Annotated in this window: 17 protein-coding genes; 4 read left to right on the forward strand and 13 right to left on the reverse strand. The window is 66.3% G+C overall.

Going from position 1 to position 22,736, the window contains the following annotated elements:
• Window positions 1–4: 4 nt before the first annotated feature.
• The gene (locus tag Mal64_RS07340) at window positions 5–208 is read left to right on the forward strand and encodes a hypothetical protein (RefSeq protein WP_146398515.1); all 204 of its coding nucleotides are present in this window, start codon (window positions 5–7) and stop codon (window positions 206–208) included.
• Window positions 209–423: 215 nt separating this feature from the next.
• On the opposite strand, the gene Mal64_RS07345 is transcribed toward Mal64_RS07340, so the two are convergent.
• The 3 genes from Mal64_RS07345 to Mal64_RS07355 all read right to left on the reverse strand — a co-directional run bounded on the left by Mal64_RS07345 (window position 424) and on the right by Mal64_RS07355 (window position 6,247).
• Window positions 424–1,560 carry a DegT/DnrJ/EryC1/StrS family aminotransferase gene (locus Mal64_RS07345; protein ID WP_146398517.1) on the reverse strand — a complete coding sequence of 379 codons (1,137 nt, stop codon included), beginning with the start codon at window positions 1,558–1,560 and terminating at the stop codon, window positions 424–426.
• A gap of 379 nt (window positions 1,561–1,939) precedes the next feature.
• Window positions 1,940–2,665: a PEP-CTERM sorting domain-containing protein gene (locus Mal64_RS07350; protein ID WP_146398519.1), complete on the reverse strand. Its 726-nt coding sequence runs from the start codon at window positions 2,663–2,665 to the stop codon at window positions 1,940–1,942.
• A 486-nt stretch (window positions 2,666–3,151) separates the two neighbouring features.
• Entirely contained in the window at window positions 3,152–6,247 is a 3,096-nt protein-coding gene (locus tag Mal64_RS07355; protein WP_231993603.1) for a vitamin B12-dependent ribonucleotide reductase, read from the reverse strand.
• A 712-nt stretch (window positions 6,248–6,959) separates the two neighbouring features.
• Between Mal64_RS07355 and Mal64_RS07360 the strand changes: the two genes are divergently transcribed.
• Window positions 6,960–8,399, forward strand: a complete 1,440-nt coding sequence (locus Mal64_RS07360; RefSeq protein WP_146398523.1) for a PQQ-binding-like beta-propeller repeat protein — start codon at window positions 6,960–6,962, stop codon at window positions 8,397–8,399.
• A 112-nt stretch (window positions 8,400–8,511) separates the two neighbouring features.
• Here Mal64_RS07360 and rplU read toward each other — a convergent pair whose 3' ends face one another.
• Window positions 8,512–8,823: a 50S ribosomal protein L21 gene (gene rplU, locus Mal64_RS07365; RefSeq protein ID WP_146398525.1), complete on the reverse strand. Its 312-nt coding sequence runs from the start codon at window positions 8,821–8,823 to the stop codon at window positions 8,512–8,514.
• Window positions 8,824–9,517: 694 nt separating this feature from the next.
• Here rplU and Mal64_RS07370 point away from each other — a divergent pair.
• Complete coding sequence (locus Mal64_RS07370) at window positions 9,518–10,072, forward strand: REP-associated tyrosine transposase (RefSeq protein ID WP_146398527.1); 555 nt, start codon at window positions 9,518–9,520, stop codon at window positions 10,070–10,072.
• Between the two features lie 455 nt (window positions 10,073–10,527).
• Here the strand turns inward: Mal64_RS07370 and Mal64_RS07375 are convergent, their stop codons facing one another.
• From Mal64_RS07375 to Mal64_RS07405, 7 genes are all read right to left on the reverse strand, one after another.
• Window positions 10,528–11,700 carry a zinc-dependent alcohol dehydrogenase gene (locus tag Mal64_RS07375; protein ID WP_146398529.1) on the reverse strand — a complete coding sequence of 391 codons (1,173 nt, stop codon included), beginning with the start codon at window positions 11,698–11,700 and terminating at the stop codon, window positions 10,528–10,530.
• A gap of 181 nt (window positions 11,701–11,881) precedes the next feature.
• On the reverse strand, window positions 11,882–12,112 hold the full coding sequence (locus Mal64_RS07380; RefSeq protein WP_146398531.1) for a hypothetical protein: 231 nt from the start codon (window positions 12,110–12,112) through the stop codon (window positions 11,882–11,884).
• 74 nt (window positions 12,113–12,186) lie between these two features.
• Window positions 12,187–12,642 (reverse strand): phage holin family protein, encoded by a 456-nt coding sequence (locus tag Mal64_RS07385; protein WP_146398533.1) that lies wholly within the window; start codon window positions 12,640–12,642, stop codon window positions 12,187–12,189.
• On the reverse strand, window positions 12,639–12,794 hold the full coding sequence (locus Mal64_RS07390; protein WP_197525540.1) for a hypothetical protein: 156 nt from the start codon (window positions 12,792–12,794) through the stop codon (window positions 12,639–12,641). Before Mal64_RS07390 ends, Mal64_RS07385 begins: the two co-directional genes overlap by 4 nt.
• A gap of 71 nt (window positions 12,795–12,865) precedes the next feature.
• Window positions 12,866–13,582 carry a hypothetical protein gene (locus Mal64_RS07395; protein ID WP_146398537.1) on the reverse strand — a complete coding sequence of 239 codons (717 nt, stop codon included), beginning with the start codon at window positions 13,580–13,582 and terminating at the stop codon, window positions 12,866–12,868.
• 43 nt (window positions 13,583–13,625) lie between these two features.
• A complete protein-coding gene (locus tag Mal64_RS07400) occupies window positions 13,626–13,937 on the reverse strand; it encodes a hypothetical protein (RefSeq protein ID WP_146398539.1) in 312 nt (103 codons plus the stop codon).
• An 85-nt stretch (window positions 13,938–14,022) separates the two neighbouring features.
• A complete protein-coding gene (locus Mal64_RS07405) occupies window positions 14,023–14,442 on the reverse strand; it encodes a CsbD family protein (RefSeq protein ID WP_197525541.1) in 420 nt (139 codons plus the stop codon).
• Window positions 14,443–14,896: 454 nt separating this feature from the next.
• On the opposite strand from Mal64_RS07405, the gene Mal64_RS07410 reads away from it, so the two are divergent.
• Window positions 14,897–16,024: an AI-2E family transporter gene (locus Mal64_RS07410; protein ID WP_197525542.1), complete on the forward strand. Its 1,128-nt coding sequence runs from the start codon at window positions 14,897–14,899 to the stop codon at window positions 16,022–16,024.
• A 32-nt stretch (window positions 16,025–16,056) separates the two neighbouring features.
• Here the strand turns inward: Mal64_RS07410 and Mal64_RS07415 are convergent, their stop codons facing one another.
• Both Mal64_RS07415 and Mal64_RS07420 read right to left on the reverse strand, forming a co-directional pair.
• Window positions 16,057–18,744, reverse strand: coding sequence for a PAS domain S-box protein (locus Mal64_RS07415; protein ID WP_146398543.1), 2,688 nt, complete (start codon window positions 18,742–18,744; stop codon window positions 16,057–16,059).
• 458 nt (window positions 18,745–19,202) lie between these two features.
• Window positions 19,203–22,247, reverse strand: a complete 3,045-nt coding sequence (locus Mal64_RS07420; RefSeq protein WP_146398805.1) for a sulfatase-like hydrolase/transferase — start codon at window positions 22,245–22,247, stop codon at window positions 19,203–19,205.
• Window positions 22,248–22,736: the final 489 nt, after the last annotated feature.

Below are 22,736 nucleotides of genomic sequence, written 5' to 3' on the forward strand. Positions count from 1 at the left end.
CAGCATGCCCCTCCCGATCTTCGCCCACGCCCTGGCGTCCCTCTCCACGCTGGTGCTGCCGCTCGCCCAAGAAGCGACCACGAGCGGTCGCCCTTACACGATCTCCTGGGCGGTGATCTTGCTCGGCGTGGTGCTCGGCCTGGTCTGCACGTTCCGCATGCCGAAACGCGAGACCGAGGTCAAGAAGATCCGCGGCGGCAAGAGCTGAGGCGACGCGCAAGCCCCCTTAGAGCGGTATTCGAATTGGTGTGGACGAGCGGGGAAGCGATTGGCGGCGTGCGAGGAAGCCGAAGCAGGCAATGCGGTGCATTGTCGATGCAGGCTGACGAGGCCATGACGCCGATCGCGAGCCGAGCGTCTACACCTATGAGCAAACCGCTCTAGCTCCAGCAATAACGCCGCACAGGTTGGCGCCGCTCCGGTTCACGCGGCGCGGGCGGCGTCCTTGGTCGCGGCGAACTCCTGCACCGCGTCGATGACCGACGCCTGCTCTTCGGCCGCCAGCTCCGGGAAGACCGGCAGCGAGAGCACCTCTTCGGCCGCCCGCTCCGATTCGGGCAGGTCGCCCGGCTTGTAGCCCAGCTCCGCGAAGCAGGCTTGCAGGTGCAGCGGGATCGGGTAGTAGATGGCCGAGCCGATCTGCTTCGAGGCGAGCTCCTTCTGCAGCTCGTCGCGACGGCCGCCGTGGACCCGCACGGTGTACTGGTTCCAAACGCTGTCGCAGCCCTCGGCCACGACCGGCGTGGTGATCGTGTCGCCGAGCCCGGCGAACGCCTCGGCGTAGCGGGCGGCGTGCCGCGAGCGGGCCGACGCGTAATCGCCGAGCCGCTCGAGCTTCACGCCCAACGCGGCCGCCTGGATCGTGTCCAACCGGCTGTTGAGACCCACCAGGTGGTGGTGGTAGCGCGGCGCTTGGCCGTGGTCGCAGAGCACCCGCATCCGCTCGGCCAGCTCGCCGTCGTCGGTCGTGATCATGCCGCCGTCGCCCATGCCGCCGAGGTTCTTGGTCGGGTAAAAGCTGATGCAGCCCACCCGGCCGATCGCGCCGACCGGCCGGCCTTGGTAAGCGGCGCCGATCGCCTGGGCGGCGTCCTCCACCAGGTCGAGGCCGTGCTCCGTGGCGATCGCGGCGAGCGCGGTCATGTCGGCCGACTGGCCGAACAGGTGGACCGGCATGATCGCCTTGGTGGCGGGCGTGATGCGCCGCTCGACGTCGGCCGGGTCGATGTTGAACGTGTCGGGCAAGATATCGGCGAAGACCGGCGTCGCGCCCAATCGCGACACGCAGCCCGCCGTGGCAAAGAAAGTAAAACTCGGCAGGATCACCTCGTCGCCCGGGCCGACGCCCAGGGCCATCAGGGCCACCAAGATCGCGTCGCTGCCCGACGCGCAGCCCACGGCGTGCTCGGCGTCGCAGCACTCGGCCACAGCCTTCTCGAGCCGTCCGCAGGCCGGGCCCTTGAGGAACGCGCCGGTGTCGACCACCTCGGTGATGGCGGCGAGGATCTCGTCGCGGAGCGGGGCGTTCTGGCGGTTGATGTCGAGCAGAGGGGCGGGCATGGGAGCGGTTCCTGTCGTGCGCCTGGCTTGAAGGGTGCGGGGCCGCGACGGCCCCTGGCGCTGCGGAGATTAGAAAGCCCCGCCCGGCGGGTCAACGCCGTCTCATGACCTACGACACGGGAGACAGCGTCCGTCGTTTTGTGGGAGGCGTCTGAGACGCCGATAATGTGCTGCTAGCACTAAGCGGCTGGCGTGCCGCAATCGGCGTCGGAGACGCCTCCCACAGTTCTCGACGCCATCCTAGCCTCCAACCCGGCCTCCCACCCGGCCCCAGCCCGGCCCCAGCCCGGCAGCCTCCGGCGCCTCAAGGCGCACAAAAAAACGCCGTGCCGCCCGGGGGGGCGACACGGCGTTGTTGCAATCAATACTTCGTCAAAGCTCAGCCGAGCTTGCTGCGAACGCCAACCATCGAGGCGAAGGCGCCGGCCAGCAGCGTCAGCACCACCGACGACGGCTCGGGAACGAGCGTGCCCTCGAACAGGACGTTGTCGATGCGGTTGTTGCCGGTGTCCGACGTGGCGCCGTCGTACGTGACCGAGAAGTAGACCGACGGCAGGCCTTCGATCGCGTCGATCGCCGACAGGTCGTAGTTCACGGTGTCCCAGCTGCTGGTCAGACCACCGGTGTCGGTGTCGATCGAAACATATGTGAGGCCATCGAGCGAGTAGGCGAACTCGCGGCTCGAGAACCCGGTGCCGGTGCCGCGCTGGGCCCACGAAACCAGGATGTCGCTGTAGAGGGTCGTGTCGATCTCGAACACGATGCTCGCGCCGTTGTTGGCGAAACCGCCGTTGCCGTCGCCGGCGCCACCTTGGAACGAGAACGAACCGCCGCTGCCGTAGCCGGCCAGGGCGTTGTCCGAGGTGCCGGCAAAGCTCTGGACGTAATCGTAAACGCCGGCGGTCTCCGAGGCGTCGAAGTCGGCCAGCGTCCAAGCGCCAGCGCCTTCGTCGGCGGCCATCGGGAAGTCGGTGGTCTCGAAACCAAAGCCGCCACCCGGCAAGCCGTTGTCATTTTGAGCCCAGTAGGCAATCGTCTCGGCGCCAGCCGGAGCGGCGACAACGAGGCAGGCGGCCGACAGGAGGCCAATCCAGAGGTTCTTCATTAGTTCAGACCTTTCCGACGCCCTCTTTCAGGACGCCGACATACAAGGAGGGAAAAATAGGAGGGCAAATTCTAGGTGCATGTGCGCCGCCAAGGCGGCCGCGCACGATTAGCATGCTAACCCTTCCGACCGGCACGACAAGCTTTTTCACGGTTTTTTAACATAAAAACGGGCCTCCACACGCGGCCCACCGCTTCCCACCACCCCAGGCGCCTAAGCCCTGGGCGCCCCTGGCTTTTAAGGGCGCAGAGACCCGGCGCCGCGCCAGATAGCCAGAAACCAAGGCTCTCGCCCCCTCCCGCAGACGAATCGCCTGTCAGGCGCACGAAAAACCGGGCGTGGAGGATAGTCCCCCCACGCCCGGTTGGATTGGTCAAAAACTGCCGGCGGGCGTCGACGCCCTAAGCTTCATGCGACCGGCAGCGTATTGGAGCTGTCAGCGATCAGCTTCTTAGTGGCTGACTGCTGATCGCTGAGAGCTTTTCGCTAACTGCACCCCATCGAGTTCCCACAGTTGTGGCACAGGTAGCAGTTGCCGTTTCTTACCGTGATCGAGCCGCAGTTGTCGCAACTGGGGGCGTCGACCTGGAAGTTGGCGAACTGCTCGTTGCGTCCGGCCGGCTCGGCCGACATGACCGCCCCGGCACGCTCGAGGAGCTTGGTGCTGAGTTCGTCGATCACCGCCGCCGAGGCGGACGATTGGGGCTTGGCCGAGGCCGTGTGGCCGTTGGTCCCCTTCGACGAATGGCCGTTGGTCTTGGCCGAGGGCTGCGAGACGGAGGGCTTCGCGGCAGTGGCTTCTTGCCCAGCGCTCTGCCCACCGGCCTTCTTGGCGGCGGGCTTGGTCTCGCCGAGCTCGGTCAGCCCCTTGCCGGCGGAGCCGTCGCCCGACGATTTGCCGGTGTCGCCGCCCGCCGGCAGGCCCATCGACGCCTCCTTGTAGCCCGGCAGGAACGTGATGCCCAACCAGCGGAAGATGTAGTCGATCAGGCTCTTGGCGATGCGGATGTCCGGGTTCTTGGTGTGCCCCTGCGGCTCGAACCGCATGTGGCTGAACTTGCGGACGTAATCCGAGAGCGGCACGCCGTACTGCAGGCTCATCGACACCGAGGTGCCGAAGGCGTCCATCAGGCCGCCGATCGTGCTCCCCTCTTTGGCCATCGTGATGAACAGCTCACCCGGCCGGCCGTCGTCGTACAGGCCGACCGTGATGTAGCCCTCGTGGCCCGAGATGCTGAACTTGTGCGTCTTCGAGTCGCGGGTGTCGGGCAGCCGCTCGCGGCGCGGCTTGGCGAGCGTGGTCTCTTCCTCCTTGCCCTTGCCTTCCTGCTTCTTGGTGTTGAGCGGCTGGCTGTCCTTCGAGCCGTCGCGGTAAATCGCCAGCGCCTTGAGCCCCAGCTTCCAACCGTCGTAGTACGCCTGGGCGATCTCGTCGGTGGTCGTGTCGCGCGGCATGTTGACCGTCTTGCTGATGGCGCCCGACAAGAACGGCTGCGCGGCGGCCATCATCGTGATGTGCGCCCGCCACGGGATGCTGCGCGTGCCGCCGGCCGGCGTGAACGCACAGTCGAACACCGGCAGGTGCTCGGCCCTCAGGTCGGCGGCGCCCTCGATCGTGTCTTCCTCCTCGATGTAAGCGAGGATCGACTCGACCTCCGGCTGGTCGTAGCCGAGTTTCTTCAGCGCGGCCGGCACGGTCTGGTTGATGATCTTCAGCATGCCGCCGCCGGCCAGCTGCTTGTACTTGACCAACGCGATGTCCGGCTCGATGCCCGTGGTGTCGCAGTCCATCATGAAGCTGATCGTGCCGGTGGGCGCGAGCACCGTCGCCTGGGCGTTGCGGAAGCCGTGGGCGGCGCCCGCCTCGATGACCCGGTCCCAGGTGGCCCGGGCCGCGGTGCGCAGCTCCTCCGGGCACTCGGGCGCGATCTCCTCGGCCGCGTCGCGGTGCATCTGCATCACGCGGAGCATCGGCTCGCGGTTCTCCTCGTAGCGGTCGAACGCGCCGACGGCCTCCGAGAGCTCGGCGCTGGTCAGGTTCGCCGCCCCGTGCAGCAGGGCCGTGATGGCGCCGCACACGCCGCGTCCCTCTTCCGAGTCGTACGGCAGGCCGCTCGACATCAGCAGGCTGCCGAGGTTCGAGTAGCCCAAGCCGAGCGGGCGGAACAGGTGGCTGTTCCGAGCGATGTCCGCGGTGGGGTAGCTGGCGTGGTCGACCAGGATCTCCTGGGCGATGAAGAAGACGCGGCAGGCGGCCTGGAAACGCTCGTGGTCGAACAGCTCGTCGCCCGCCGCGTCCGCCGGCCGGCGGAACTTCATCAGGTTGATGCTCGACAGGTTGCACGCCGTGTCGTCGAGGAACATGTACTCGCTGCACGGGTTGCTCGCGTTGATCCGGCCGCTCACCGGGCAGGTGTGCCAGCGGTTGATCGTCGTGTCGTACTGCACGCCCGGGTCGCCGCAGTGCCAAGCGCAGTCGGCCATCCGGTCCATCACCTCGCGGGCCTTGTACGTGGGGCCCTCCACGGTGTTGTCGGTGACCCAGCGGGTCTTCCACTCGGCGTCCTTCTCGTAGGCCGTCATGAAGTCGTCCGTCACACGAACACTGAGGTTCGCGTTCTGGAACATCACGCTGCTGTACGCCTCGCCGTTGAAGTTGGCCTCGTACTTGCCGCTGGCGATCAGCGTTTGGGCCTTCTGCTCCTCACGCCACTTGCACTCGATAAAGTCCATCACGTCTGGGTGCCAGACCTTGATCGACTGCATCTTGGCGGCCCGGCGGGTCTTGCCGCCCGATTTCACGACCGCCGCGATCTGGTCGTACACCCGCATGAACGAGAGCGGGCCGCTGGGAGTGCCGCCGCCCGAGAGCTTCTCGCGCTTCGAGCGGAGTGTCGACATGTCCGAGCCGGTGCCCGAGCCGAATTTGAACAGCATCGCCTCGCTCGTCGCCAGGCGCATGATGTCCTCCATGTTGTCGCCCACCGACTGGATGAAGCACGCCGAGCCCTGGGGGTACTCGTACGGGTTCTCCGGCTGGCGGACGTCTTGCGCCTGCGGGTCCCAGCGCCAGTTGCACTTGTCGCCCACCACGCCGTACTGGTGGTACAGGCCAACGTTGAACCACACCGGCGAGTTGAACGCCCCGTGCTGGTGCAGGCAGAGCCACGACAGGTCGCGGTAGAACCGCTCGCCGTCGGCCGCCGACGCGAAGTAGCCGTCTTCCAGGCCCCAGTCGGTGATCGTGCGGCTCACGCGGTGCACGAGCTGACGCACGCTGTACTCACGCTCGGGCGTGCCGACTTCGCCGTAGAAGTACTTGCTGCAGATGACGTTCGTGGCCAGCTGGCTCCAGAACGTGGGGACTTCGCAGTTGGTCTGCTCGAAGAGGACCTCGCCCCCCTCGCCCTTGATCTGCGAGGTGCGGATCTCCCAGTTCACCGTGTCGAACGGGTCGGCGACCTCGCTCTCGGGCGGGCAGAAGGTAGCGTCGACCTTCAATCGGCCGTGAAACGTCTTCTTGCTGGCGGAAGGAGAGGTGGGGGATGAAGACGTAAAGGCGGCAGCGTCAGCTGTGGCCATGGCTATGCTCCTGCATGGACTGAGATGGGGCATCCTTTCCTATAGCCGATGAACATACGTCCATCAACCTCGCAGCCTTTGCTCTCGGCTTTCCCGGCCAAGCGACTGCACTATATGTGGGTCCTGCCGAACCCGAACCCCGTTGAAAGGGATCATCTCGCACGACTCAACACCATATGTTGTGGCCGATGCCCTTTTGGACACAACATTTGGTTACCGAAGCGACGAATCTTACTCATCCGCCTAAGCCCGTCAACGGAATTTCTGGTATTCCCTAAGTCGCTATCACACAACAGGTTGTGTCCTTGTGTGTAGAGCGAGCGAAGCTAGCATGAAGGCTTTGTGAGCGATCTAAGTCCTTTCTAAAAGGTCACTTACGGAGGATAACGACTCCTCGAATCGTGATGATGGCCCCCGCGTATCTTTTTCAAAGCCGGCCCTGAGGGCTGGTGAGGATGCGTCGACCTGGACGTCTGGGCAACCGCCACCTGACGCGATGCCCCCTGCCAGGGGGTGGATTAGCTTGTGGCTGGTACGCTCCAGCCTGCGGGTGGGCACATGGCCCGGGGCAAAACCCATGACAGAAAATCGGGCCGTATTACAGGACACTGTGCGCCGCGTCCGGGGTTTCCCATGATAAGGGGCTGTCGCACCGCTTGCCGTGTCGCCTCTCTTCGTCCCTTCATCAAGCCGCCTTCCAGGAAACACCGTGATGGCCCGTTTCGCCTCGCTCTTCGCCGCTCTGCTGCTCGCCCTGCTGTTGAGCGTCGCCTCGACCCAAGCCAGCGACTGGGCCCGCTTCCGTGGCCCCAACGGCTCGGGCGTGAGTCCCGACCCGGCCCCGCCCGCCGAGTGGAGCGACGAGAAGAATCTAGCTTGGCGCGTCGAGCTGCCCGGCCCGGGCTCTTCCTGCCCGATCGTCGTGGGCGACAAGGTATTGGTCACCTGCTGGATCGGCTACGGACTCGACCGCGACGAGCCGGGCGACCAGGCGAACCTCAAGCGCGAGCTCGTCTGCCTCAGCCGTGCCACGGGCGACAAGCTCTGGTCCGCCACAGAGCCCGCCAAGCTGCCCGAAGACGAATACAGCGGCATGTTCACCCAGCACGGCTACGCCTCGCACACGCCCACGAGCGACGGCGAGCGGGTCTATGTTTACTACGGCAAGTCGGGCGCCCTCGCCTACGACATGGACGGCAAGGAGCTCTGGCGCCGAGACTGCGGCGACGGCTCAGGCCGCAACGACTGGGGCTCGGCCGCCAGCCCGATCCTCTACAACAACCTGCTGATCTGCTCCGCTACGGCAGAGAGCAACGCCCTGATCGCCCTCGACAAGACGACCGGCGCCGTGGTGTGGCGCTACGCCGAGGAGGGCTGGGACGGTGTCTGGAGCACCCCCATCCTGGTCGAAACCCACGGCCGCACCGAGCTGGTGCTCTCCGTGCCCGGCAAGGTGCTCGCCCTCGCCCCCGAGACCGGCGAGGTGCTGTGGAACTGCCCGGCGGGTGAAGGAGACTCGGTCTCGTCGAGCGCCATCACCGCCGACGGCGTGATCTACACCATCACCGGCCGCGACGGCGCCATGGCCGTTCGGGCGGGAGGCTCGGGCGAAGTCGAAGAGTCGCAAGTCGAGTGGCGCGAGAACCTCCGTGGCGGCATCGGCACGGCGCTCGTTCACGACGGCCTGATCTACTGGTCGTCGCGCGGCATGATGAACTGCGTTGACGCCGCCACCGGCGAAGAGGTCTACCAGGAACGCCTGGTGGTCGACGAGGCCCCGCAGGCCGACGCTCCTGCCGAGGCGGCCGAGGGCGAGGCGGGAGAGTCCGGCGACGCCCCGCGGCGCCGTGGCCGGCGTGGTGGTCGCGGCGGCAGCCGTGGCTACGCCTCGCCCGTCGTGGCCGGCGACTACCTCTACAACACCGGCCGCGACGGCACGTTCCACGTCGTGCGGCTCGGCCGTGAGTACGACCTAGCGGCGGTCAACAAGCTAGCCGACGGCGGCGACTTCAGCGCCACCCCGGCGCTGAGCGACGGCATGATGCTGGTCCGCTCGAGCAAGTACCTCTACTGCATCAAGGCCGAGGGCGACGCGGTGGCGAAGAACTTCCCGCTCAACGCGGTCGACGGCCCCACAGCCTCGCAGCGGTGACGCGCGATTATCCCCCTCCCCCTGCGGGGGATGGAGAAAAGCAAAAAGAGCCGCCGGCGCCCGAGGGGCGCCGGCGGCTCTTTGAGTTGTGTCTGTCTGTTCGACCGCCGCGCTAGGCGGTGATCTTGCCGATCTTCACCTTCGTGAACATCTTGCGGTGGCCGGTCTTGCGGCGGCTGTTCTTGCGGCGGCGGAGCTTCTGGACGACGATCTTCGGGCCCTGGGTGGTGCCGATGACCTCGGCCGCCACACTGGCGCCGTCGACGAGCGGGGCGCCGAACTTCAGGTCGCCGCCGGCGCCAACGGCCAGCACGCTGCCGAGTTCGAGCTTGTCGCCCGGCTTGGCTTCGCGGTAATCGAGGGCGAGTTCCTGGCCCTCTTCGACTTTGTACTGGCGTCCGCCGTCTTTGATGATCGCGTACACGGTCTTGTTTTCCTGCTACGTACTTGGGGGCCAGCTTCGGCCTAAGTGCCCCGGCCGGCGGTGCTTATGAGCACGCTGCGGGCACGGCGGGCGTGGGTGTCTGGTCGGAAGCCCCGCAGTTTACCGCCCCGCGGCCCGTGAGTCGAGGGGCGCCGGAAAGTGGCTAAAAACAGCCGAAAAACCCCCCCTCGCCGCTGGGCCTGCAGAAAAGCTTCGCCGCCAAACCAAAGGACTTACGACGATCCGGCCCCCGCCGGCCTGCGGGAAACCAGGGTATTCCCTCCCAACCGGCCGCCAGACCGCAAAAACGCCCCCCTGCGGCGCCCAATTATCTTTGTAACGAGCGATTCACCTTAATTTCGACAATCGCTTTTGGGCCGCGCGCAGCAGCGATTCTTGGCCACTGGCGATTTTGTTCCAAGTCGTTGCCATCAGGTCGATTAGCGGAGCGCAGCGGGGTCCGTCGTAAGCGGATAAGTCACGTAAAAGTATTCTTGGGCCATCATTTGAGGAGGACTCACAGCCGCTCCCCATGGGGTGGCGGGGGCGCACCGCAGAGCGGAAGCCCCCCGTGATTTGGAGACCCGGTTCGGCTGGCTCGGGGGCTTCCCTGGCGGGTGCGCCCCCCGCCACCCCCGATTAGCTGCTACCGTCAAAACGTGATCGGCTTGTGCAGCGTGTTTACGATAACGACATGCCTCGCAAGTCGATCAACACTCCGGGTCACGCACATGAGCTGACCTTCAGTTGCTACCACGGCTACGCTTTTCTACAGGCGAACCGGGTACGTCTCTGGTTCGCCGACTCGATCCGCAATGCTTGCGCTGAGTTGGACTACAGGCTGTGGGCCTATGTCTTCATGCCGAATCACGCTCATCTAATCGTCCGGCCTGATGGACACGAGTATCGCGTCGACGAGTTTCTCAAGGCGGTTAAGCAGCCCGTGTCTCGCAAGGCGCTCGCCTATCTCACCGAGAATAACCCCGCCTGGGTTGCCCGACTGTCCGGAAAGAGAGGAAGCCGCTCGGAACGCCACTTCTGGCAACGCGGCGGCGGCTACGATCGGAATGTGGTGGAGCCATCAACACTGGAAAGTATGATCGAGTACATACACCTCAATCCGGTCCGGAAGGGCCTGGTCGAGAGAGCTGCCGACTGGGAGTGGTCCAGCGCGGGTTGGTTTGAGGGTGGCGCCCTGAATAGCTTGCCTCCTGACCCAATCCCACCGGAATGGATAACCAACGGCTGATAACAACCTTTCGGAATGGCTAGCGTATCAATGAGGGGTGGCGGGGGCGCACCGCGAAGCGGAATCCCCCGTGATGTGGAGACTCGGTTTGGCTAGCTCGGGGGCTTCCCTGACGGGTGCGCCCCCGCCACCCCATCGTTCTTCATGGCTCAAAAAACGAAAAAGCCTCAGCTGCTTCCCATGGGGTGGCGGGGGCGCACCGCGAAGCGGAATCCCCCGTGATGTGGAGACTCGGTTTGGCTAGCCCGGGGGCTTCCCTGGCGGGTGCGCCCCCGCCACCCCATCGTTCTTCATGGCTCAAAAAACGAAAAAGCCTCAGCTGCTTCCCATGGGGTGGCGGGGGCGCACCGCGGAGCGGAAGCCCCCGTGAAGCGGAGACTCGGTTTGGCTAGCTCGGGGGCTTCCCTGACGGGTGCGCCCCCGCCACCCCCTTGGTTGTTCGGTTTGATATCAACTCACGGCTTGAGCACCACCTTGATGCAGCCGTCCTTGCGTTGCTCGAAGGTCTTGTACATCTCGGGGGCCTCTTCGAGCGTGGCGTGGTGGGTGATCACGAACGAGGGGTCGAAGCCGTCGTCGACGATCTTGTTCATCAGCGGCTCGAGGTAATGCTGCATGTGCGTCTGCCCGCCGCGGAGCGTGAGCGCCTTGTTCATCAGGCTGTGCATCGGCATGTCGTTGAGCGTGTTCGTGTAGACGCCGGGCACCGACACGGTTCCCCCCTTGCGGCAGCACTTGATCGCCTCGCTCAGCGCGTAGGGGTGGTTGGCCGGCAGGTGGACCGCTTCGCGGGCGTCGTCGAGCGCTTCCTTCAGGTCGCCGGCGGCGTGCGACTCGGCGCCGACCGCCTCGATGCAGCGATCGGGGCCGCGGCCGTCGGTCCGTTGCATCAGCTCCTCGTACACGTCCTGCTCTTCGAAGTTGATCGTCTCGGCGCGGCCATGCTTCTCGGCCAGGGCGAGCCGCTCCGGCACGCGGTCGATCGCGATCACGCGGCCTGCGCCCAGCATCCACGCGCTCTGGATGGCGAATTGGGCGACCGGGCCACAGCCCCACACCGCGACGGTGTCGCCCGCTTCGATGTCGCAATTCTCGGCCGCCATGTAGCCGGTGGGGAAGATGTCTGACAGGAAAACGACTTGGTCGTCCTTCAGGCCGGCGGGGACCTTGATCGGACCGACGTCGGCGTACGGCACGCGCAGGTACTCGGCCTGCCCACCGGGAAAACCGCCCAGCAGGTGGGAGTAGCCGAACAGGCCGGCCGGGGAGTGCCCCATCATCTCGGCCGCCTTCTCCGCGTTGGGGTTCGACTCGTCGCAGAGCGAGAAGAGCTGACGGTCGCAGAAGAAGCAGGAGCCGCACGAGATCGTGAACGGAACGACCACCCGATCGCCCTTGGCGAATTTGGTGATCGCGGCGCCCACCTCGACGACTTCGCCCATCGGCTCGTGGCCGATAATGTCGCCCGCCTGCATGCCCCCCATGTAGCCGTTGTAGAGGTGCAGGTCGCTGCCACAGATGCCTGTGGACGTGATCTTGACGATGATGTCGCGGGGGTCTTGGATCTGAGGGTCCTCAACCGTGTCGACCCGAACATCGTGTCGGCCGTGCCAGCAGAGCGCGCGCATGAGAATCTTTTTCGGTCAGCAAGGAAAAATTGTAATAGAGGAAGCCGTCGAATCAGCTTCCGTTCGGAGACGCCCCGCCATCGCCTAAACGATCGGTACGACGCGCTCACGAGCGGAGGGAAGAAAGATGAAACGGTGGAGGAAAAACCGCGACTGAGTTCGCGGCCTCCCCCGTCGCGGATCACCAAGGCTTGAGCTTCCAGCCGAGCACGAAGCCGACGCCAAAGCACCACAGCGCAGCCACGTCGGGCTTCGCACGGGCGTAGTCTTTCAGGTAGGTCACCATGTCGGGCGGCGTTTCGGGGCTCGGCTGGCTGTAGCGCGACGCGACGCCAGCGCTCTGCGATTGGCCAGAAGATTTCGATTGGCTCGAGGGCCGGCTCGTTTCAGGATAGGTGGTCGTCTCGGACATCGGACGATTCCTTTGCTATGAGTTAGGAGTGGGGGATCAGAGGTCAGGGTCGGTGGGTTCTTGTCAGTTATCTTCTATCGCGGGGCCTCACCTCGACTCGCGCCGATGCTAGTGAGGTTCTTCTCCAGGTCGTCAAGCGAGCGCGAAGCTGCCCGCAAGCCGGTATGCAACTTTCGGTAGCCGGCGTAGGCGAGGGCTAGGCCAACGAGCGCGCCGCTAGCGGCCGCAATGGCGTGGGCCGCCATGGGGCTCAGGCCAAAGGCCGCGATCAGCCACTGCGCCTCGGCGAAGAGCGCGACAGGAAACGCGCCCAGCACGAAGGCCAGCCCGATGGCGCCGAAGGCGGCTCCTTGGCCGAGCTTGCGAGCGCCACGCTTCAGGTCAAGTTTGAGCAGCCGCCACTGCAATAGGGCGAGCTCGCCGAACGAGGCGCCGGCGCGTTTGAACGTCGACGCCGTCGAAGGGCCGCCGTTGCGGGCGGCGCCCGCGGCGCGGCGCTGTTCGGGTTCTGTTGGGTGAGGTGCAATCATCTTTTCAATACCCACCCGATGGCGAGACCCGCGGCGAGGGCCGTCGCTAACGCGGCGGCTGGTCGCTCGGCGATCGTGCGTCGTACGTACGAGGCGGCGAGTTCGAAATCGAACTCGGAGTCGTCGTTCGGCGGGCGATCGAGTTCGCTCATCGCGATGGGCGCAGGGGGTTGAGTGATCATGGTGGTTTCAACGTGACATTGGCGGTGGCGTGTAGGGGGCGTTAAAAACGCCTGCCGTGCTGCGGCGTTTGCGCGAAGCCCGCATCCGCGGCGCCGGGGCCACCGCTAGCCGAGCTATCGTCGCCGGCTTGCTTGGCCGCGTAGCGTTCGGTGACGTGCCCCACGACATGGCCGACCGCCGCTCGCAAGGCGACGGCGCCCGCCGCGGCGATGGCGCTCTTCACCGCGGACGACTTGCCGCTGTCGCTGTCGCTTGTCGAGCCGCCACTCGAGGTTGTCGCGGCATTCTCGACCGTGATCTTGCCCTTCTTGTGGAGCTTGTCAAACTGGCTGTCGGTCAGCTCGACGCGCGGCGTGGGGCGACGCTTGGGCATCAGGAAGTATCCCAAGGCCGCGGCGGCCCCCACCGTGACGAGCGGGTAACGCTCGACGTAAGTACGCCAGTCGAACGCGTCCGATACCTGCTCGCGCACAACGACCACGTCGTCGTGCAGCTGGCGGCGGACGTCCTGCATCCGCAGGCGGATCGCCTCGGCCTCAGCGTCGCTAGGAGACGCGTCGCCGGCCGCCCCGGGGGGCGACGCCGGTGGCGCATGCTCAGAGCTTTGCCGCCCGGGCCCGCCCGTCGTAGGGTCGCCCTTCGCGGGGCCTCCCTGCTTAGGCAACGGGCCACTGGTCGGCGTGCTGGGCCGGGCCATGGAGCGCGCGGCTTGCTTTTGTCGGAGGTATTCGAACACCGGTCTTCGGGGGTCAGGCATCGGTTGGGTTTTCCTCGTAGAGAGGCCGTTGCGGCTGCGGGACTCAGCTCTTCACGACGCCTTGCAGCGAGCGGAATCCGTTGCTGATCGCGTCTTCGATCGAGCCGCGCAGCGAGCCGGCCATCGACGATGCTTGATCGCCGTAGCCGTGCAAGCGGTCGCCGTAGGCGGAGAACCGACTCTTCGGCTGCGACGGCCCGGCGATCAGCGTGCTGAGCGCGACGCCGACCAGCATGCCGGCCGCCGCGCTGACGATGACGGCCGCGTCCGGGTGATCCTGAACACAGTTGCTGGCCTTGGCCGCGACGGTGTCGCACGCCTCGGTGGCCGCGCACGGTTGGTTTTGGTTGTCCATTGTTTTCTCGTGGGTTGGAGTGACGCGTGTGCGAGAGGTCCAAGCACGCCCCGTGATACGCGGGGGCGGACTTTCGGCCGCTTGCTCAGCGCGAGCGGGTCATCAGGCCAACGACCACACCGGCGATGATGCCGGCGCCAAAGGCGACGGCGATCGACTCGGTCGGACGGCGGCGCACCAGCTCTTCGGCCTCGTGGTGGCCCGCGGCGACCTGCTGGCGGACGTGGTCGACCGTGTCGCCAGCGGCGGCGGCGGCGTTCTGGGCGTATTCCTGCGTGGCCGCGACTGCTTGCTCGTAATAGGGGCGGCAGTCGTCGCAGGTCTGGTTGAACCAGCTCTCAACCTCGGCGTAAGCCTCGCCGGTCTTGCGCTGGATCAAGCCGATGAATTCGTCGGCCTGGCCCTCGAATTGGCTGAGCTCGTCGTCGTTGAGCTGGCCCCACTTCTGCTTGGCCTTGCCCTTGAGTTCGTTCCAGCCGCCATCGATTTGTTGTTCGGTGATCATCGTGAGACTCCGTTTGGTGGAGGTGTAGTGAACAGATTTGTGTGTGGGTGACGCTTGGGTGACGGAAGCAGGGGGGACCAAAGCAAACGCCGCGCCACGATCGGCAACGCCTTGCATCACGCCTCTATCGCCCGAGAAATCGGCGCCGCCCCCGTGGACCGCCCACGGCAACTGAGCAGCGCAAGCCCAGACTGGTCGCCGAGTGACCGCCCCAGCGGAGCGGGCCGCATCAGGCGCCCCGCTGCTGGACGCCAGCAACGGGCAACCAACGACCGGTCCGGCTGGCGGCACGCCAATTGCCTGAGAAGCGAGGGCAATAAGCGATCCCCTTCGAACCTTAAGAGCGTGTCGGTCAACGACGCGCGTCGCCACGATGACCGTCGAAATCAGCGAATCCCAACCCGCGCCCGTTCCCGCACCCGTTGCCGCGGCCAATCACAAGCGTCGTGACCCGGTGAAAAACCACGAAGCGGCAAGAGACAAGCCGGCTGGCAAGCAAGACCCCCAACAGAACGAAGAGGACGCAGAGAACGAGGCGCGGATGAGGAAGTGGCGCACCACGTCGCTAGTGCTGCTAGCGGGGCTGGCGTTCTTCTACACGCTCTACTTCGCCAAGGCGGTGCTCATGCCGATCACCCTGGCGGTGATGCTGAGTTTCGTGCTCAAGCCGGTGGTCGGCGGTTTGCGGAGGATCGGCTTGCCCAACGCGGCGTCGGCCACGCTGATCTTCGTGGTCTCGGTCGCGGTGCTCGGCGCCGGGGCGACCTACCTCGCCGAACCGGCCAAGGCGTGGATCTCCCAAGCGCCTCGCGACCTGGCCAAGATCGGCCGCGACATGAGCGGCTACTTCGAGCCGCTCGAACGCATCGAGAAGGCCCGCGACGAGGTGGCCGAGATGACCAAGACGCCCGGCGCCGCGAGCCCGATCGCGGTGCGCGTCGAGCAGCCGCCGCTCACCAGCCAGCTGATGAGCAGCACCGGCGGGGTGCTCGCCAGCGGGGTGATCTGCCTGTCGCTGCTGTTCTTCTTGCTCTCGGCGGGCGACCGTTTCCTGGAGAAGACCGTCGAGCTGGCCCCCACGCGCCGGGCGAAGCGCGAGGTTGTGGAGGTGCTGCGTGAAATCGAGCACCGCATCTCGCTCTACCTCGGCGCGATCACGCTGATCAACGCCGGTCTGGGCGCTGTGATCGGCCTGGGGCTGTGGCTGATCGGCATGCCGAACCCCGTGCTGTGGGGCGTGATGGCGATGCTGCTCAACTACATCCCGTTCGTCGGGCTCGTGGCGGGCACGCTGACCGTTTGGGTCGCCGCGATGGCGTCGCTCGGCAGCCCCGGCCAAGCGCTGCTCGCGCCGCTCATCTACCTGGGCGCCAACGGCGTCGAGGCGAACCTGATCACCCCTTACACGCTCGGCAAGTCGAACGGCCTGAACCCGGTTGTCATCTTGCTCGCCGTGTTCCTGTCGGGTTGGGTGTGGGGCGTGGTGGGGATCTTCCTCGCCGTGCCGCTGCTCATCGCCGCCAAGATACTCTGCGAGAGCGTCGATTCGCTCAACCCGATCGCGGTCTACCTGTCGCCCTGAGAGACGGGCCGCCATCTAAGCGAGCCACGCCGCTACGCCAGATCCGCCAGCAGCCGCTCGAGGTCTTCGATGTCGGCCGGTTTGACGAGGTGGTGGTCGAACCCCGCCTCGGCGCTCTTGCGGCGGTCGTCGGCTTGGCCGTAGCCGGTGAGCGCGACGATCCAGGCCGAGCGCGTTCCGGGCGCCGCCCGCAGCCGGCGAGCGACCTCGTAGCCGTCCATGCCGGGCAGGCCGATGTCGAGGAAGACCAGCTCGGGCCGTTGCTCGGCGGCCGCCTCGAGGGCGGCGGGCCCGTCGGCGGCGGTCTCGATGCGGTGGTCGCCGAGCTTGGCGAGCAACCGGCGGAGCATGTACGCCGCGCTGGCGTTGTCGTCGACCACCAAGATGCGCAGCGGCCGAACCCGCTTCTCCTCCACCGTCCCGGGCGAGGCGGGCGCCGGCGCCTCGGCCCGCGGCAGCCGCACCGTGAACACGCTCCCCCGGCCGACGCCGTCGCTGTGGACCGAGATGCGGCCGCCGTGCAGGTGCACCAGGCGTTCGACCACCGTCAGCCCGATGCCGAGCCCCCCCTGCGAGCGGTCGAGCGACCGCGACGCCTGCGTGAAGAGCTCGAACACGTTGGGCAGCAACTCGCGGTCGATGCCCACGCCGTTGTCGCGGACCGCGACCGTGGCTCGCGACTCGTCGGCCTCGGCCACGAGTTCGATGCGGCCGCCGTTGGGGGTGTACTTCGCCGCGTTGTTGAGCAGGTTCTCGATGACCTGGGCGATCCGCACCGGGTCGGCGTCGAGCCACACGTCGTCGTCGGGCGTGGCGACGACCAGCTCGTGCTCGCGCGTCTCCAGGAGCGGCCGCACCGCCTCGGCCGTGCTGCGCATCAGCGCGCCGAGCTCGACCGGTTCGCGCCGCAACTCGATCTTGCCGCGCATGATGCGCGACACGTCGAGCAGGTCGTCGACCAGCCGCACGAGGTGGCCCACCTGGCCCTGCATCAGCGAAACAAGGTCGCCGGCGCCCTGCCCCTCGAGCGCCATCAGGTCGAGCCCGCTGCGGATCGGCGCCAGCGGGTTGCGCAGCTCGTGGGCGAGCATGGCGAGGAACTCGTCCTTGCGCCGGTCCGCCTCCTTGAGGGCCTCCTCGGCCTGCCGCTGGTCGGTGATGTCCGTGTTCGTGCCGAACCAACGCAAGATGCGGCCCGAGGCGTCGCGGATCGGCAACGCGCGCGACAGGAACCAGCGGTACTCGCCGTCCTTGCCGCGGAGCGGGAAGGTGTCTTCCCACGGCTCGCCGGTGTCCCACGAGTACTGGAGCCGCTCGACGACGCCCTCGATGTAATCGGGGTGGTGCACGTCGCGCCAGCCCCAGCCCTGCATTTCCTCGAGCGTGGTGCCGGTGTAGTCGTACCAGCGCTGGTTGTACCAGAAGATCCAGCCCTGGGCGTCGGCCACCCAGGCGAACTGGGCCATGTTGTCGGCCAGCATGCGGAACCGCTCTTCGCTCTCGCGCAGCGCCTCGGCGAACCTCTTGCGCTCGTCGACGTCGAGGTTCACGCCGATCATCCGCAGCGGCTTGCCGGCGTCGTCGTAGTAGAACGCCGCCTCGCCCGCGAGCCACCGCCGCCGCCCGTCGGGCAGCACCGCGCGGAACTCGTAGGAGCACTCGTCCAGCCCCGCGGCCATGTCGTCTTCGATCTGCTTGGTCACACGTTCGGCGTCTTCCGGCACGACGCGTCGCCGCCAGCCGTCGATATCGCCCTCGAAGTCGCCCTCCTCCAGGCCGTAGAGTTCCTCGAGCTCCGGCGACCAGATGATCTTGCCCACCTCCAGGTCCCAGTCGAACACGCCCGAGCCGCTCGCCCGCAACGCGAGCCGCAGGCGGTGCTCGTTCTCGCGCATCCGCCTCTCGGCGAGCCGGCGATCGGAGATGTCTTCGACCACGGCGATGAAGCGTTGTGGCTTGCCCCGCTCGTCGAGCAGCAGGCTGACCGTCTTGAGGCACAGCACGTCGGAGCCGTCTCTGCGCAAATAGCGCTTCTCCTGCTGGTAAGAGGTCATCTCGCCCGAGAGCAGACGGCGCATGTTGTCGCGCGTGAGCTGGCGGTGGTCGGGGTGCGTGACCTCTTCGATCGACAGCTTGGCGAGCTCCTCGGCCGCGTATCCCAAGGTTTCGGCGAGCCGCTGATTGACCTCCTCGAAGCGGCCCCTCAGGTCGACGATCGCCATGCCGACGGCCGCCTGGTTGAACATCGCACGCAGCTGCTGCTGGCTGCTCTGCAGGGCCAATTCCGACCGCCGCCGCTCGGTCACGTCGACGCACGAGCCGGTGTAGCCGGCGAACGATCCGCTCGTGGCGTACAGCGGGGCGCCGCTCACAAGCACCCAGGCGTACTCGCCGTCGTGACGCCGCAGCCGGCACTCCAGCGAGAACCGCCGCCGGGCGTGGAAAGACGACTCGTACTCGGTGAGCGTGCGCCCGCGGTCGTCCGTGTGGATCAACTCCGTCCAGCGGTCGCCGAGTTGCTCCTCGAGGGGGGCGCCGGTGAACTCCAGCCACGCCCGGTTGAACCACGTGGCCCGCCCGTTCACGCCGCAGATCCACATCATGACCGGCGTGCAGTCGGTCAGCGCCCGGAACCGCTCGTCCGGGTCGACGATGTCGAACGCGACCGAATCGGTTGGCTGGGGGGCGGCGCGCTGCGCCTCGGTTCGATCGTGATGCATGCCGAGCAGGGCTCCGTGCGATTGCCGCCACGGCGTCAACCGTGCGGGGGCCCTACATCATACGCCCACCGCCCCCGAGTCAGAACGCCCCCACGCCTAAAAAACACGCGCCGCCAACTGGCTCAGCACGGATCAACTGGCAGCCGGTCGACCAACACGAACGGGCGCCTCGCCAGTTGCCTGCTGGCGTCGGCGCTGCTTCAGACGCGACTACCGCGTAAGACTCTCACGCCTGTTCTGCAATCAGCTGTAGCCTCTGTCGTATAGCAATGCGTTCCGCACCGACGGCGCTGCCACCTACCGAACAAGAAAACCAAACCGCCGCACGCATCGTGCGAATCGGGGATGCGCAGCATTCACGACGGCGTGAACCGGCGTCGATTAGGCAAAAGACACGCTGCGGCTATGGGTAGTGCGCTCTAAAAACCCCTTGAGCGAGACTGCGGCGGTAGATTGGCTCACCGGCGTTGCCGACGCAAACCCAACCCCCCCAAGCTCACGGAGAACAGGCAGAGGGCCGCGGGCTCCGGCACACTCTGCTGCGACACGGGATGGTAGTTGTCGCGCCAAACCGTGAAGTCGGCCGCGTTGACCCGCCCATCGCCATTGCCGTCGGCCAACGAGTCGCCTTCAACGCCGAATTGGTTCACCCACTCGTCGTAGTCGGCCATGTCGACTTGTCCGTCGCCGTTGTAATCGCCTTCGACAAAGATCGACGCCGCAGTGAGCACTCGGAATTGGGTCAGCAGCGAGCTGTCGACCGCCAGATCGAAAGAGAGTGTCATGAGATCTTCGGAGAACTCGAATACTCCCAAGCCGTTGAGTTCGAGCGAACGGTCGCCTAGCTCGAATTCGCCCGCAACGCCCATGGCGAGTTCGACGCCGTCGAGAGTCGTTTCTTTGTACAGAACTCCCAAGATTTCTGTGTCGAAGCTGACCGATCCGCTCAGCTGCTCGACCCCTCCCGACTCGTCCGTTTCGGAGTCGAAGTGGAACAGGTAGCTCGAGTAAACCGTTCCCGATTCAAGGACCACGGAAGAGGGGTCGGCCGAGTCGCTGGCGATGGCGGATTCTCCCGCCACGGCGGCGATGTCGAGCGTCAGGCTCGAGTCGAGCCGGTCGACCCGCTCGTGGATCACTCGCACGGCGCCGTCCATCTCGAGGTCGCCCGTGGCGACACTCACCGACCGATCGCCGGGGATCAGCGCGTCGCCGCTGGCGGAGACGACACCGAAGCCCGGGTCCGAAAGCAGAGCGGCGTAACTGCTCTGGACCGCCTGCGAGTCGATCGCGTGGTTCAAGTAGCGGAACGAAGCGATCTCGCCGCGGAGCCAACCCTGGGTAAACGGCAGCGGGCCCGATCCGGAATTGCCGCCCACAAGCTCGGGCCGCTCGCCGCCGAGGGTCGCGATCGCGAAACCGGGGTCGTACTGGTCCCAGAGGAGGCTGCCGCGGTCGTCAACCGTGCCGTCCCCCGCCACGCCGTCGGCGCGGCCGATGCTCTTGCCGTTCGCAAACAGCTCGAGGTAGCGGCCCGTGGGGTCGTCGTTGTAGACGGCCGTGAGCTGGACGAAGTCCTCGGTCGGTGAGGCGAAGTCGTCGATGTCTCCGGTGACCGAGAGGCTCTCGCCGAAGTCGGAGAGGACGCGCATCCTCAGCTCGTCGTGGACGCCGTCGCTGTCGTCGTCGCCGAGCGTCAGCGACAGTCCGTGGCTTGTCGTGCCGCTCTCGAACAGCACCTGCTCGCCGTTGAGGTCGTCGACCCGGACCAGCAGCTCGAAGGCGACCGAGCGGTCGAAGTCGGCCTCACCCGTGGGGTAACGCGTGTTGGGGGATCGCTCCCGTTGGTCCGAGACATCGAAGAACCGCCGCCCGAAGCGGCTCTGCCCGTCGAACGAGAACGCCTGCTTGGGCGCCCCCGGCAGGTGGGTCGCGATCGCCTCCGTGGCGGGCGCCGGGCTCTCCTCAATCACCTCCCACGACTCGCGCCAGCGGTGCTTGATGTCCTCCGCCGAGCTCCAGACCCGATCGCGCTGGCCGATTTCGTCTGCCCGCCAGGTGAGGTCGACCGGCTTCTCGACCGCGTAGGGGAGCGAAGCGTCGGTGCTCTCGATCCAGTTGTCGAGCATCTGGCCGAGCTCCGCGGTCTTCTCGGGCATGGCCGCCGCCAGGTCGGTCGACCCGTTGTCTTCGGTCTCGGTGAGCGTGTCGGCGAGGTTGAACAGGTAGTCGCGGTCGGGATTGCCGTTCTCACCGTGGAAGCGGAGCAGCTTGTAGTCGTCCACGCGCACCGCCGACGTGGGGCGGATGCGGTAATTGCCCCCGTTAGCGGCGTTGTGCGGGTTGTGGAAGTAGAGCGCCCCTCCCTCGGCGTGCTGACGCTCCAAGTATTCCATGCCCGCCGGGAGCTCGCCGTCGTTCTCGAATAAGGGCCTCAGGCTGGCGCCCTCGATCTGTTCGCTCAGCGGCGTGGCGTTGCCGACCAGGTCGCTCACGGTCGAGTACAAGTCGGTGGTCGACACAGGCACGCGGCTGACCGTACCCGGCGTGATGCCGGGGCCCCGGATGATCAAGGGGGTGCGGATCCCCCCCTCCAGCAGGTGGGCCTTCGTGCCGCTTAGAGGGTCGTTGTTGGAGTTCACGTCTCGCGCGCCGTTGTCGGAGGCGTAGATCACGTAGGTGTTCTCCGACAGGCCGAGCGTGTCGAGGTGGTCGAGCAGGTCGCCCACGCCGGTGTCGAGCGCCTCGGTGAACGCGGCGTAGCGGTTCTTGTTGTGGACCGTCCCCGGGGGGAGGTTCTCGTACTTCTCGATGACTTCGGGCTGGCCCTCGATCGGGGTGTGCACGGCGAAATGCGAGAGCTGCAAGAAGAAGGGCTCGTCCGCGGCCGTCCGGTCGTCGAGGAATTGCTTCGCGGCCTCGGTCTTCGCGAACACCGAGCCGGGGTCGTTCGCGCCGACCCCCCCGGCGCGCACGGGGTCGAACCCGATGTCGTAGCCCATCTGAAGCGGGTCGTCCGGGCTGAGGTGCCACTTGCCGATGTGCCCGGTCACGTACCGCGAGTCGGCCGCCTCGACGCGCCGGGGTAGCGTCTCAAGCGTCGCGTCGAGGCGGCGCCACTCCACCGGCTTCAGCGGGCTGCTCGAGAAGTCGCGCGTCTCCATGTTGGGCCGGATGATGTCCGTCATGTAAGCCTGAGCCGGGCTCATGCCCGTGAGCAGGGCGGCCCGGGTCGGCGAGCAGACCGCGGCGGCCGAGTACGCGTCGCTGAATCGCATGCCCTGCGACGCCAGCGCGGCGACGGACGGCGTCTGGTAGAAGTCGCTCGCAGACCCCGGGATGTCGGGATCCATACGAACGGAGGTGCCGTTCCACGATTGGTCGTCCGCCAAGATCACAATCACATTGGGCGGAGCGGGCTGCGCGGCGGCGATCCGAGCGACCAAAACAACCAAAGCCGCGGCCGAAGCCAAGCACAACGATCTAAAAATGCGGGGCGTCATAAGGGGGAGGCAACGTGCGTGGGGCGGGAGCGGAGGGAGGGCGAGAACGATGCGTGGACACTTCAAACGCTTCGTGTCGCGATACCGGAAGACATGCCGAGCTAACCGTGGCCGGCCGCTTGCAACAGAGAAGGACAACAGCAGGGGGATCGGCCAACCACCCCGCAGCGCGTTGCATCTCTTTCTGCGAGCACGCCAAAGAATCGGGAGCTAAGAACGAACGAGTGGACGAGTCACTTGTCGGCCGGGTCAGACCTCCGGCCGACAGCATGCACTCAGGACTCCTTTGCACTCTATTCAGCCCTGTATTAACAGTCAATCAAACCGCGCAGCCTGGGCATTTACGCCCAGCCTTGGCGATCCCGTTTGCGATGATTTTCAGGGACTCTTCGCAAGGCCTTCATGAGATCCTCACTAAATCGCCTGACTTGAGCTGGCCACACGCATACAGACCGGACCGTCGGCGCCAGGCATAGAACCCAAACGACT

The sequence above is a fragment of the Pseudobythopirellula maris genome, from assembly GCF_007859945.1.
In the GTDB taxonomy this organism is placed as follows: Bacteria; Planctomycetota; Planctomycetia; order Pirellulales; family Lacipirellulaceae; genus Pseudobythopirellula; species Pseudobythopirellula maris.